This window comes from Arthrobacter sp. AK01, from assembly GCF_021109375.1.
Classification (GTDB): Bacteria; Actinomycetota; Actinomycetes; order Actinomycetales; family Micrococcaceae; genus Arthrobacter.
Genome location: NZ_JAJOHP010000021.1, coordinates 60,028 through 72,320, shown reverse-complemented (window position 1 = coordinate 72,320; position 12,293 = coordinate 60,028). Strand labels below are relative to the sequence as shown.

The following is a 12,293-nucleotide window of genomic DNA, read 5'->3' as shown; positions in this document are numbered from 1 at the left end:
CCCCCCTCAACCCTCCTGGTTGTGGGGGCGGGGGGGGGGGTTTTTTTTAAAACCACAGCGCCCCTACCCAACCCCGGCCCCCGGGGGCCCCAACCGTTTATGTCCCGCCCCCCGTCGTCGCTATTCCTTGAGAGCGCGAGGTGGTGGATTCCGCCGTGTGCTCCGGTCAGCAAGGTGGCCGTCACGTCACCCGCTGCGTCCGGCTGGAGAGTCAGTGTTCTTGCCACCTGGCCGGGACCGAGAAAGTCTTCGCGCCTGGCCATCTTTGCCTTATGTGAGCAGGGAAGAAACAATTGTGATCAACCTCGCATTGAAGGTTGAGCAGCGACTTGGCGGCAAAATAAACAAGGCCCGGAATCCGTGGATTCTAGGCCTTGCGATTGTGCGCGGAGGGGGACTTGAACCCCCACCCCCTTTCGAGGACTAGCACCTCAAGCTAGCGCGTCTGCCATTCCGCCACCCGCGCAGGTGGTATTCAGATGGGCCGTTTCGCACCTTCCGGTGCTTCACTTTCCTCCGAAGCAGCGAGAAAAACTCTAACACGGTTTCGGGTAGCTGAAAAATCGGCGCTGGTCAGGGCGCCTTCCATGGACGCCCGGCGACCCGTGGCGCAACCAATGCCTGACTCAGGTCGCTGCTGGTGAGTAGGCTGATGGGACACGGGACGGGCTGCGGAATCCGCAAGGCGCGTCGCCGGAACCTGCAGCCCAGCCACGCAAGGAGAGTTTCCATGTCTGTCATCCGCCCAGAAGACGAAGTCGTCCGGATCTGCCAGGAGCTCATCCGCATTGACTCCTCCAACTTCGGCGACGACTCAGGACCAGGAGAGCGTGCCGCAGCGGAATACACCGCCGGGCTCATCACCGAAGTAGGTCTCGACGCCGAGATCTTCGAGTCCGCCCCGGGGCGGGCAAACGTTGTAACCCGCCTGGCGGGGGAGGACCCCTCAGCCGACGCCCTGGTGGTGCACGGTCACTTGGACGTTGTTCCTGCCCTTAAGGACCAGTGGAGCGTTGATCCTTTCAGCGGTGAACTGAAGGATGGGCTGGTATGGGGCCGCGGCGCCGTGGACATGAAGGACATGGACGCCATGATCCTGTCGGTCATGCGCGACTTTGCCCGGACGGGCCGCAAGCCCAAGCGCGACATCATCTTTGCCTTCTTTGCCGACGAAGAGGCCGGCGGTACGTATGGTGCGCGGTACGCCATCGAACATCGGCGCGAGCTCTTCGACGGCGCCACCGAGGCAATCTCCGAGGTTGGCGGATTCTCAGCCACCATCGGTGGCCAGCGGACCTACCTGCTCCAAACTGCCGAAAAAGGGCTGTCCTGGCTGCGACTCGTGGCGCACGGGCGGGCAGGGCACGGCTCCCAGATCAACACCGACAATGCCGTCACCAGGCTTGCAGCTGCAGTAACCAGGATCGGCGAGTACAAGTGGCCGGTGGAACTGACGCCTACCACGCGGCAGTTCCTCGACGGCGTGACTGAACTGACCGGCGTCGAATTCGATGCCGAGAACCCGGACATCCTCCTGAAGGAGCTGGGCACGGTGGCCCGGTTCGTGGGCGCCACGCTGCAGAATACGTCCAACCCCACGCTGCTGCGCTCCGGCTATAAGCACAATGTCATCCCCGAGTCTGCCGAGGCCTTCGTGGACTGCCGCACCTTGCCCGGCCAGCAGGAACTGGTGTTCGAGACCATCAAGGAGCTTGCCGGCGACGGCATCGACATCAGCTACGTCAACAAGGATGTGTCCCTTGAGGTCCCGTTCGCAGGCAACCTGGTTGATTCCATGATCGATGCCCTGCACTCCGAGGATCCCGGCGCCAAGGTGCTTCCGTACACTCTCTCCGGCGGCACGGACAACAAGTCGCTGAGCAAGATCGGTATCACCGGCTACGGCTTCGCTCCGCTGATGCTGCCCGACGAGCTCGACTTCACGGGCATGTTCCACGGTGTCGATGAGCGTGTTCCGGCCGAGTCACTGCAATTCGGCGCCCGCGTCCTGAACAGGCTGCTCAGCAACTACTAACCGCTATCACCAGAAGGAGGCCTGGCCATGGCTCCCGAAGAAATCCTTCCCGACGCCCTGCTTGAGCGCCTGCGCGGTCGCGCGGCCGGCTACGACCAGAACAACGGGTTCTTCCACGAGGATCTGGAGGAGCTGGCGGCGGCCGGTTACCTTAAGCTCTTCGTACCTGAGGTCGACGGCGGATTCGGGCTCGGTCTCGAAGCGGTAGCTGCCTTGCAGCAGCGGCTCGCCACAGCCGCCCCGGCCACAGCACTGGCTGTGAATATGCACCTGGTGTGGACCGGCGTCGCGCATGCCATGACGGCGAGGGGCGATGACTCATTGGACTTCGTCCTGAAGGAAGCCGGCCGAGGAGAAGTGTTTGCCTTCGGTATTTCCGAAGCGGGCAACGACTCCATGTTGTTCGATTCCGGCACTGTGGCGGAGCCACTGCCCGATGGAAGCTACCGCTTCACCGGCAGGAAGATCTTTACAAGCCTTTCACGTGGCTGGACCCGGCTGGGTACGTTCGGTAAAGACGCGGATGCACGGGAGGGAGAGGGTGAGCTCGTCTTCGGCTTCCTCCGACGGGATGAGCCTGGACACGAAACCCTCAGCGACTGGGACACTTTGGGGATGCGGGCAAGTGCTTCGAACACTACGCTTTTGCACGGCGCCGTCATTCCAGCGGATCGGATCTTCCGGAAGTTGCCGGTGGGGCCCAATAAGGACCTGCTGATCTTTGCCATCTTCGCTTGCTTCGAAACGCTTCTGGCCGCGGTATATACGGGTGTCGCCGAGCGGGCTTTCACCCTTGGGGTGCAGAACGTCAAGCAACGCGTGTCGGCGAAGCATGGCGGACGCAGCTTCGCCCAGGATCCTGACATCCGCTGGAAGGTTGCCGACGCCGCTTTGGCCATGGACGGCATCTCCCCGCAGATATCCACGATTGCCCGCGACGTGGACAATCTGGTGGACCACGGAGCCCAGTGGTTCCCCAAACTGGTGGGACTCAAATCCCGGGCTACGGAAAACGCACGCCACGTGGTGGACCTGGCGATCCGGGTCACGGGCGGATCCAGTTACTTCAGGGGTTCCGAGATGGAGCGCCTCTACCGGGATGTCCTGGCGGGTATCTTCCATCCATCCAATGACGAATCCGCGCACAACACGGTGGCCAACGCATGGTTGGGGCCGTTGGAGGACCAGGGGGCCTGACGGCGCCTAGACGGTTCGCTGCACGGAATAGACCTTGCGGCGGAGCCAGAAGCGCCTGCCACCGCCAACGTAGAGCACGCTGCGTTCGAGCTCCCACTTGCCATACTCGGAATGTTCGGCGAGCCGGCGGCGGGCATCGGGCAGCGAATCGTCAGGTCCTACCGTCAGGACGAGGTACTCGTACTGACGTGCATAATCTCGTTGGCGCTCCACGGAGCTACCCGGAAATTGTTCTCTCATCCCTCTCCATTTTCGTCCTTTTCCGGCTAACGTGAAGTCATGAGCATCGATCCGCGTGTCGCGCTTCAATCATTGACCGCCGCCCTTGAAGAGCACCTGGCCGCCGCATCCGCCCGGCGCGGTGAGGGCGACCCCAACGTCGAGGCCGCATTTTTCGGCGTGGCCGATGCCTTCGAAGTTTATGAGGACGCACTCTATGAGGCGTATTCCGAGGTTACTCCGCTGCAGGTCTTCGACGACGAGGAGGAAGACGACGAGGAGATCTCCGACGAAGACCTCGAGATCGTCGAGGACTGAATATCCGACGAACCGGCCGCCCTCGGGTGGCCGGTTTTTTTGTGCCGCTGTGGTCATTTCAGTGGTGGTTCCGGCCCGTGTTTCCGCGGTTTATCGTCCTCCAGGCACGTAGTCCCGTCAACGCCAGCTAGGTACTTGCACGTAGGGGCCATAGGTAATCCTGCGCAAAGTTGAGTATCGACTACTGGTGCGCCTCCGGTCGGCCGCAGCTTCACTGATAGGTAGGCAACGGCAGGTCTCCAAAGAAGGCTGACATGGTAAAAGTTCCAGTCTTGCGTTTAGGCAAGGTAGCGGCACCCAAAGGTGCGGCCCATGCCCCCGCGGGGTCGGCCTTCCCGGTTCAACCCGTCGTCGCCGACGTCAATCCGCCTGTGTCTCCCTGGATTGGCAAGTCCGCTGCTGCACAGCGGACTGAAAAGGCGGGACTGGCGGCGCTGAGGCCGGATGTCACCCTGGACCTCGTGCTGCCGCCAGTCACCCACCGCCGCCCGCGGGCAAAGGCTCCCCACAAGGACCGCTTGACGTGGACACGCCTCCTGACCAACAGCCTCCGCCTGGCTGACACGGCCTTGGTTGCCGGCGCCGTCATTGCCGGACTCGTCGTGAATACAAACGGAATGGCCCTGGTGGCCGGCAGTCCTGCCCAGCCAAGACACCTGGTGCTCGGATTGATTCTTGGGGTGGTATGGCTGGCGGCCCTGGAGGTATACAGGACCCGCGATCCCAAAGTTCTGGGCGTCGGTCCCGAAGAGTACAAGCGCGTACTCTCGGCAAGTTTCCGGGTCTTTGGATTCCTCGGCATCGTAGCGGTGGTTTTCCGTTTGGAGGCCGTCAGCTCCTTTGTCCTCATTTCCTTGCCCCTGGGCCTGGTAGCCCTGACGGGCAGCAGGTGGGGTTTCCGCCGGTGGCTAAGCCACGAGAAGTCACGCGGACGTTGCCTCTCACGCGCGATCGTGGTGGGTGAGCCCCAGGACGTCAGGTACGTCATCAAGCAGATCAATCGGAAGTCCGGTGCTGCCTACGACATCCTTGGCGCCTGCCTCCCCGGGGCGCGCCGCGGCACTGTCCTTGCGGTGGACCACCTGCGCGTCCCTGTCTTGTCTTCGATCTACGGTGTTGCCAACACTGTCCGGCAGACCGGCGCCAATGCGGTGATCGTGGCCGGGCCAGTGCCTGGTGGAAACCAATTCATCCAGGAGCTCGGTTGGCGGCTGGAGGAGAACGCCGCCGAATTGGTCCTGGCCGCGACCCTGACCAACGTCGCCGGGCCGCGCATCCACTGGCGGCCCGTTGAAGGGCTGCCACTGATGCATGTGGATATTCCGCACTACTCCGGAGGCAAGCACACGTTGAAGCGGCTCATGGACATCACGGTATCGGCAACCGCCTTGCTGGTCCTGGCGCCGGTCCTTCTCGTCCTTGCCGTGATCGTCCGCGCAGACAGTCCCGGGCCTTTCTTGTTCAGGCAGGAACGGATCGGAAAGCAAGGTACCACTTTCCAGATGCTGAAGTTCCGTTCCATGGTGGTCGACGCCGAAGCCCATCTGGATGCACTCAGCAACCAGGACGAGGGCGCGGGCGTGCTTTTCAAGATCCGCGGCGACCCACGCGTCACCCGCTGCGGCCGGTGGATGCGGAAGTACTCCCTGGATGAACTGCCGCAGTTCTGGAACGTCCTGGTAGGAAACATGAGCCTGGTGGGGCCCAGGCCGCCGCTGTCCCGGGAGGTCAGCGGCTACGAGCGCCACACACACCGCCGGCTGCTGATCAAGCCGGGGATCACTGGGTTGTGGCAAATCAACGGACGCTCCGACCTTCCGTGGGATGAGGCAGTCCGGCTGGATCTCTACTACGTGGAGAACTGGTCAATAGCGGGGGACTTAATGATCATGTGGCGGACCTTCCGGGCCATGACCCGGCCGTCCGGCGCCTACTAGTGAAAGTCACGCATTACCTGACAAGAACCGCGCTATCACACAGAAGTCGAGTGGGAAATGAGCATACGAACTATTCCATCAGGACAACTGAACGGCCACGCACTGCGGCCACAGCTTCGCATTGCAGTGGTCGGGGCAGGGTACTGGGGACCTAATCTCGCCAGAAACTTGAAGGCCAGCCCCGACTGGGACCTGGTGGCCATTTGTGACCTCGACGTCGAACGTGGCCTAAGGCTCGCCGAGACGGTTGGTGGCGTGGCCGTCGTCGAGTCCTTGGACGAACTCCTGGACACGTACAACCTGGACGCCATCGCAGTGGCGACGCCGGCACACACCCATCACGGCGTCGTGATGACTGCGCTGCGCGCCGGCAAGCATGTGCTGGTGGAAAAACCGCTGGCTGACAGCCGCGCCAAGGGCCTGGAAATGGTGGAGGAAGCCAAAGCCAGGGGACTGGTACTAATGGCGGACCACACCTACTGCTTTACCCCCGCTGTCCTGAAAATCCAGGAGCTCGTGGCCAGCGGCGCGTTGGGCGACATCCTGTATGTCGACTCCGTCCGTATCAACCTGGGACTCGTCCAACCGGATGTCAATGTCTTCTGGGACCTGGCTCCCCATGACCTCTCCATCCTGGACTTCGTCCTGCCCGGCGGGTTGCACCCCACCGAGATCGCCGCCCACGGAGCGGATCCGCTGGGTACCGGCAGGGACTGCGTGGGACATTTGACCTTCGGCTTACCCAACGATGCCATGGTGCACATCCATGTGAACTGGCTCAGCCCCACCAAGATCAGGCAAATGATCATCGGTGGGTCAAAGAGGACCCTCGTCTGGGACGACCTCAATCCGCAGCAACGCCTCAGCGTCTACGACCGTGGCGTCAGCCTGGAACACCAGCCGCGGTCGGCCGCTGACAAGAGGACTTCGGCCATCTCCTATCGCCTTGGCGACACGTGGTCCCCGGCGCTTCAGGAAAGAGAGCCCTTGGGCCAGGTGGTGGCCGAGCTGGCTTCTTCCATCCGGAACCACACCATGCCCCGTACCAGCGGTGAGTCCGGGCTCCGGGTCCTTTCTGTCCTTGAAGCAGTGACCCAAAGCCTGAGCACGGACGGGCAGTCCACCGTGGTGGCCGGCAACGAGGTCAATCTCCAGGTCGCGCGGTGAAAGAGCTGCTGGGGGCCAATATCCTGGTCACAGGCGGTGCCGGAACCATAGGGTCCACCCTTGTTGACCAATTGCTCGACGCCGGTGCGGCGCACGTTGACGTCCTGGACAACCTCGTGCGCGGACGCCTGGCGAACCTTGACGGGGCCTTGGCCAGCGAACGCGTTCAATTGGTGCAAGGGGACCTGCGGGACCGCGACCTGGTACACGGGCTCACCCGCGGCAAGGACCTGGTCTTTCACCAGGCAGCCATCCGCATCACCCAGTGCGCCGAGGAACCGCGGCTTGCACTCGAAGTGCTGGTCGACGGGACGTTCAACGTTGTGGAGGCTGCCGCCGAACACAAAGTGGACAAGCTCATTGCGGCCTCCAGTGCCTCCGTCTATGGCATGGCGGAAGACTTTCCCACCAGGGAAAGCCACCATCACCACAACAACGACACCTTCTACGGTGCGGCGAAATCGTTCAACGAAGGCATGGCCAGGAGCTTCCGGGCGATGTCCGGCCTGAACTACGTTGCCCTACGGTACTTCAACGTCTACGGGCCGAGGATGGATGTCCATGGCCTGTACACGGAGGTGCTGGTCCGCTGGATGGAAAGGATCGTTGACGGCCTCCCTCCCGTGATTTTCGGCAGTGGCCAGCAAACCATGGATTTCATCCATACAGCCGATGTGGCCCGGGCCAACGTCCTGGCAGCAGTCAGCGACGTGAACGAAGGGGTCTACAACGTGGCCAGCGGCACCGAAACCAGCCTGGCCGAACTGGCACATTCGTTGCTGTCCGTCATGGATTCCCCGCTGCACCTTGAACATGGGCCGGAAAGGGCAGTCAACGGCGTGGCACGCCGATTGGCGGACACTTCAGCCGCACGTGAGCACCTCGGATTCGAGGCTGCGGTCGGCTTGGAAGATGGACTGCGTTCGCTGGTTTCCTGGTGGCGGCCGCTCCGTGCAGAGATTGCCGCTGCACGGACTGCCAACGGACCAACTGCTCCCGTCGTTGGTGCGCGATGACTACTTCCGAAACCCGATTGGCACGCATCGACGTCATGAAGCCGTGGCTCGGTGAGGAGGAAGCCCAGGCGGTGGCTGAGGTCATTGCTTCTGGATGGGTTGCCCAAGGACCCAAAGTACGGCAGTTCGAAGATGCCTTCGCCGTGGAACAGCAGGCAGGCTTCGCTGTGGCAACTTCCAGTTGCACCACGGCCTTGCACCTGGCGCTGGCCGTCCTGGATGTTGGCCCGGGCGATGACGTGGTGGTCCCTTCGTTCTCCTTCATTGCCACGGCCAACGCAGCGACGTACGTGGGGGCACGTCCGGTGTTTGCCGACGTCGACCCCCTCACCGGATGCCTGACAGCCTCAACAGTGGAGGCCGCCCTGACGCCGGCCACCAAGGTCGTCATAGCCGTCGACCAAGGAGGGGTGCCCGTTGATCTGGCCCCCCTCCGGGCATTGTGCGACCCCCTTGGCATCACGGTGGTCGAAGACGCTGCCTGCGCCATCGGCTCCCGATACCAAGGCCGTCCTGTTGGGTCAGGCGCAGACGTAGCCGCGTGGTCATTCCACCCCCGCAAAATACTCACCACAGGAGAGGGCGGAATGCTCTCCACCTCGCGGAAGGAACTGGCCGACAGGTCACGACGCCTCCGTGAACACGCCATGAACGTCTCTGCCGCTGACCGGCATGCCAGCGTCCTGTCACCCGCTGAGGAATACCTCGAGGTGGGGTTCAACTACCGCATGACCGACATGCAGGCGGCCGTCGGACTTGTCCAGCTGGGTCGGCTGCGGAGGGCCGTACAGCGCCGACGGGAGCTCGCAGCAACCTACGCAAATGCGTTCGCGGGCATCGAAGGCCTCCGGCTGGTCAGCGACCCGGACTATGGGATCAGCAACTTCCAGTCCTGCTGGCTTGAGGTTGGTCCAGGATTCCCAGTGGGCCGTGACGGGTTGCTGTCCGTCCTGGCCGAGGACGGCATCTCGGCCCGACGCGGCATCATGGCCGCGCACCGCCAACCGGCGTACGCGGGCAAAGACACCGGCAACGTCGCACTGGACGCCACTGAATGGCTGACGGACCACACACTCATCCTGCCCCTGTACCACCAACTCGCATTGCATGACCAGGTCCGCGTCATCGATTCCGTACTTCGGGCCGCGGGTCGATTGACATGAGTGAACTCCTCCTCATCGCAGCAAGTGGCCTGGCCAGGGAGGTCCTGGCCATGGTCCGCAGCAGCGGGCCGTTCGACGTCATTGGAATCCTCGACGACGACGAAGACAAACTGGGGCGCGTGGTGGATGGCGCCCATGTCCTTGGCCCCATCCGTGACGCCTTGAAGTTCCCCCACGCTCTGCTGCTGATCTGCATCGGATCCGGGGCCGGCCGGGAAAGCGTCGTGATGCGGCTCAGGACCCTCGGGCTGGACGAAGACCGCTACGCCACAGCCATTGACCCTTCCGTCCAGGTGCCCGAAGGTTGCCTGATTGGACGGGGCAGCATCCTCCTGGCACATGTGAGCATGACCGCGTCCGTGACCATCGGCAACCATGTGGTGGCAATGCCGGGAGTCACGTTCACCCACGACGACGAGATCAGCGACTTCGCGACCTTCGCCTCAGGCGTGTCACTGGGCGGGAACGTCCACATCGGCCGGGCTGCCTACATCGGGATGAACGCCAGTGTCCGCGAGCGCACCTCCGTCGGAGCGAATGCAACCATTGGCATGGGCGCGGCCGTCCTGACCGATGTTCCTGATGACGAGACCTGGGCAGGCGTTCCGGCACGTGTGATCAGGCGGGGGAATTCTCCCGCGTTGGAGGGCATCCAATGAAACTGATGCGGCCTGTCGCTTTGCAGCACTCAACGAGCGTTTCGGTGGTGGTCCCGTGCTACAACTACGGGCGGTACCTGCCTGACGCTCTGGCCAGCGCGTTGACACAGGAGGGCGTGGACGTTGAGGTCATCGTGGTCGACGACGCATCCACCGATGGCAGCGCCGCCGTTGCATGGCGTCTGGCGTCGGAGGATCCGCGCATTAGCGTGGTTCTCCACGAGAAAAACCAAGGGCACATCGCCACGTACAACGACGGACTCTCCAGGGCCCGGGGGCGCTACGTTACCCTCCTCTCCGCCGATGACGTGATCGCTCCGGGCGCCTTGGCGCGGGCTGCAGCGTTGATGGAGGCCAACCCGCGGGTGGGAATGGTCTATGGCCTGCCCAAGGATTTCACCGATCAGCCGCCGCCCGTTTCCACGCATGAGCACGCCACGTGGAGTGTGTGGGAGGGGAAACAGTGGATTTCCCTCGCGTGCACCCGCGGAAGAAACTTCATTCTCTCCCCGGAAGTGGTCATGCGGACCGACGCCGTGCTCAGCGTCGGCGCCTACAGCACCACGCTGCCGCACTCCGGGGACCTGGAGTACTGGCTGCGGGCCGCAGGCTCCTGGGATGTCGGACGGATCAATGGTCCGGTGCAGGCGTTCTATCGGGTCCACGGAGCCAACATGCATCAAACCGAGTTCGCGGCGGCCGCCGTGGACCTCAAACACCGGCTGGATGCCTTCCGCGTCCTCGAGGACCCCCGCTTTCCGACGAACCCCAAGAGCCGGGCACGGCAGTTGCAGCGGGCTAAATATGCACTGAGCAAGGAAGCTGCGCACCTGGGGTTCAGGGAGATCAACAGGGGCGGGTCAATGGAGGCCGCCGTTGAGCTGCGGAAGTTCATCGAGTGCCTGCACGAGGTTCCTGGCAACATCCATAGGGCCAACGCGTTACAAGCCAGGATCACCCGCGGTGCCCGTGGTCGGAAACCAGGGGTCGGGAGGCAGGCTGCCGAGTTTGCACGGGGCCAACTGGACCGGGTCCGTTGGCGTATCTGGGCCATGACGGGAATCTCGTGACCGCGGTGCGCGGTCAGGACCGCACGCTGGGCAACCGGGCCGCGAGCGCCACGCTCTGGGGCGGGGTCAACATGGCCCTGGGCAGGGTCGTCCAGTTTGCCACCACCATCATCGTGGCCCGCATGATCGCTCCCGAACACTTCGGGGCGCTCGCGGTAGCAATTGTGGTCCAAACGATCGCCACGAACATGGCCGAGCTTGGAGCCACTGCAGCGCTTGCCCGGGGCAATGGCGACCCGGACAAGATTGCTCCTACTGTCTTCTCCATTGCACTGGTGACCAGTGGCGTCATGACAGCGGCTGCTGTTGCCCTCGCGCCTGCTTTGGCGGCGGCTTTTGATGACCCGGCCGCGACCCCGGTGATCCAGGTGTTGTCAATCACCATCCTCCTGCAAGGCATTGGCGCTGTGCCTTCGACCATGGTGTGGCGGGAGTTCCTGCAAAAGCCGCGTGTCGTCGTCGACCTCTGCAGCCTGGTGACCGTGCTGGTGCTTGTGGTTCCCATGGCTTTGGACGGTTGGGGTGCCATGGCGCTCGCCTGGTCCAGGGTCGGTGGCCAGCTTGTTGCCATGGCCGGGTATTGGATCATCACGCCGAAGAGGTACGCACCGGGCTTTGACCGTTCAGTGGCCGTGGAGATCCTGCGCCTGGGCATGCCGCTTGCCATGGCCAACCTTGTGGTATTCGTGACGCTGAACGTGGACTATCTGATGATTGGGCGGATGCTGGATCCGACGGCACTGGGCCTGTATCTCCTTGCATTCAACCTGGCAGGCCTGCCAAGTTCAGTGATCACGGCTGTTATCCGCGCCACCGCGGTGCCTACGTTCGGCAGGCTCTTCGCAGAGGGGACGCTCGGGCCCCTGGCGGCCAGGTTTGTCACGGGCGTCTCCTACTGCGCTTTTCCGATCTCGGCGATGGTGATCGCACTGGCCCATCCGCTGATCGTGACTGCCTATGGTGGGGCCTGGGCGCCGGCGGGAATTGCGCTTGCGACGCTGGGAGTATTCGGCGCCACCAGAATCCTTGTGGAGCTCTTTGCTGACTTGAGCGTCGGGGCAGGCCGGACCGTGTGGCTCTTTTGGGTCCAGGTAGCCTGGCTTGCCGCCCTCACGCCGGCCCTTTTCCTTGGCGTCACGTGGTGGGGAATTGCCGGGGCTGGGATCGCCCACGCAACAGTGGCCTGCCTGGTGGTCATTCCCCTGTATGTACACTCCCTCACATCAGTACTGCAGACCACTGCCTGGCAGCTGCTTCGTGGAAGCATCCCACCTCTGGCGGCTGCCACAGTGGCTGGGACCGCTGCCTGGCTGGCTACCCAGGGGATGGCCAATCCGGGCGTCGCCCTGGCAGCAGGCACCCTGGTGGGCTCGACTTTGTACGTACTCCTGACGTTCCGCCAGGGCAAGCAGCTGGTGACGGACGTTCGTGGTTTGCTTCAGGCCAAGGGTGCAGTGTCCGCACCGTCACATGCCGGCACAGCGGGAAGCGCGGGCACGCCGTGAAACCCAA

The 12,293-nt window shown here is 63.2% G+C and carries 11 protein-coding genes and 1 tRNA gene; 10 read left to right on the top strand and 2 right to left on the bottom strand.

Annotated elements, in window-relative coordinates:
* Positions 1 to 383: 383 nt before the first annotated feature.
* Positions 384 to 466 (bottom strand) — tRNA-Leu (locus tag LN996_RS09625).
* A 264-nt stretch (positions 467 to 730) separates the two neighbouring features.
* Here LN996_RS09625 and LN996_RS09620 point away from each other — a divergent pair.
* Positions 731 to 2,035, top strand: a complete 1,305-nt coding sequence (locus tag LN996_RS09620; RefSeq protein WP_231340168.1) for a M20/M25/M40 family metallo-hydrolase — start codon at positions 731 to 733, stop codon at positions 2,033 to 2,035.
* 27 nt (positions 2,036 to 2,062) lie between these two features.
* Positions 2,063 to 3,232 carry an acyl-CoA dehydrogenase family protein gene (locus LN996_RS09615; RefSeq protein ID WP_231340167.1) on the top strand — a complete coding sequence of 390 codons (1,170 nt, stop codon included), beginning with the start codon at positions 2,063 to 2,065 and terminating at the stop codon, positions 3,230 to 3,232.
* A gap of 6 nt (positions 3,233 to 3,238) precedes the next feature.
* Here the strand turns inward: LN996_RS09615 and LN996_RS09610 are convergent, their stop codons facing one another.
* Entirely contained in the window at positions 3,239 to 3,472 is a 234-nt protein-coding gene (locus tag LN996_RS09610; protein ID WP_159699602.1) for a DUF5703 family protein, read from the bottom strand.
* A gap of 39 nt (positions 3,473 to 3,511) precedes the next feature.
* Between LN996_RS09610 and LN996_RS09605 the strand changes: the two genes are divergently transcribed.
* The 8 genes from LN996_RS09605 (at position 3,512) to LN996_RS09570 (ending at position 12,286) form a co-directional block, all read left to right on the top strand.
* A complete protein-coding gene (locus tag LN996_RS09605; RefSeq protein WP_231340166.1) occupies positions 3,512 to 3,769 on the top strand; it encodes a hypothetical protein in 258 nt (85 codons plus the stop codon).
* Between the two features lie 254 nt (positions 3,770 to 4,023).
* Positions 4,024 to 5,706: a sugar transferase gene (locus LN996_RS09600; RefSeq protein WP_231340165.1), complete on the top strand. Its 1,683-nt coding sequence runs from the start codon at positions 4,024 to 4,026 to the stop codon at positions 5,704 to 5,706.
* Between the two features lie 57 nt (positions 5,707 to 5,763).
* On the top strand, positions 5,764 to 6,873 hold the full coding sequence (locus LN996_RS09595; RefSeq protein ID WP_231340164.1) for a Gfo/Idh/MocA family protein: 1,110 nt from the start codon (positions 5,764 to 5,766) through the stop codon (positions 6,871 to 6,873).
* On the top strand, positions 6,870 to 7,889 hold the full coding sequence (locus LN996_RS09590) for an NAD-dependent epimerase/dehydratase family protein (RefSeq protein WP_231340163.1): 1,020 nt from the start codon (positions 6,870 to 6,872) through the stop codon (positions 7,887 to 7,889). Before LN996_RS09595 ends, LN996_RS09590 begins: the two co-directional genes overlap by 4 nt.
* Complete coding sequence (locus LN996_RS09585; protein WP_231340162.1) at positions 7,886 to 9,052, top strand: DegT/DnrJ/EryC1/StrS aminotransferase family protein; 1,167 nt, start codon at positions 7,886 to 7,888, stop codon at positions 9,050 to 9,052. Before LN996_RS09590 ends, LN996_RS09585 begins: the two co-directional genes overlap by 4 nt.
* A complete protein-coding gene (locus LN996_RS09580) occupies positions 9,049 to 9,711 on the top strand; it encodes an acetyltransferase (RefSeq protein WP_231340161.1) in 663 nt (220 codons plus the stop codon). Before LN996_RS09585 ends, LN996_RS09580 begins: the two co-directional genes overlap by 4 nt.
* Entirely contained in the window at positions 9,708 to 10,781 is a 1,074-nt protein-coding gene (locus LN996_RS09575) for a glycosyltransferase family 2 protein (protein ID WP_231340160.1), read from the top strand. The genes LN996_RS09580 and LN996_RS09575 overlap by 4 nt, the downstream gene beginning before the upstream one ends.
* The gene (locus LN996_RS09570; RefSeq protein ID WP_231340159.1) at positions 10,778 to 12,286 is read left to right on the top strand and encodes an oligosaccharide flippase family protein; all 1,509 of its coding nucleotides are present in this window, start codon (positions 10,778 to 10,780) and stop codon (positions 12,284 to 12,286) included. The genes LN996_RS09575 and LN996_RS09570 overlap by 4 nt, the downstream gene beginning before the upstream one ends.
* Positions 12,287 to 12,293: the final 7 nt, after the last annotated feature.

Coding starts and splice junctions, on each gene's coding strand:
- LN996_RS09600 (WP_231340165.1), top strand. CDS start 4,024: ATGGTAAAAGTTCCAGTCTTGCGTTTAGGCAAGGTAGCGGCACCCAAA.
- LN996_RS09615 (WP_231340167.1), top strand. CDS start 2,063: ATGGCTCCCGAAGAAATCCTTCCCGACGCCCTGCTTGAGCGCCTGCGC.
- LN996_RS09585 (WP_231340162.1), top strand. CDS start 7,886: ATGACTACTTCCGAAACCCGATTGGCACGCATCGACGTCATGAAGCCG.
- LN996_RS09610 (WP_159699602.1), bottom strand. CDS start 3,472: ATGAGAGAACAATTTCCGGGTAGCTCCGTGGAGCGCCAACGAGATTAT.
- LN996_RS09580 (WP_231340161.1), top strand. CDS start 9,049: ATGAGTGAACTCCTCCTCATCGCAGCAAGTGGCCTGGCCAGGGAGGTC.
- LN996_RS09620 (WP_231340168.1), top strand. CDS start 731: ATGTCTGTCATCCGCCCAGAAGACGAAGTCGTCCGGATCTGCCAGGAG.
- LN996_RS09575 (WP_231340160.1), top strand. CDS start 9,708: ATGAAACTGATGCGGCCTGTCGCTTTGCAGCACTCAACGAGCGTTTCG.
- LN996_RS09595 (WP_231340164.1), top strand. CDS start 5,764: ATGAGCATACGAACTATTCCATCAGGACAACTGAACGGCCACGCACTG.
- LN996_RS09605 (WP_231340166.1), top strand. CDS start 3,512: ATGAGCATCGATCCGCGTGTCGCGCTTCAATCATTGACCGCCGCCCTT.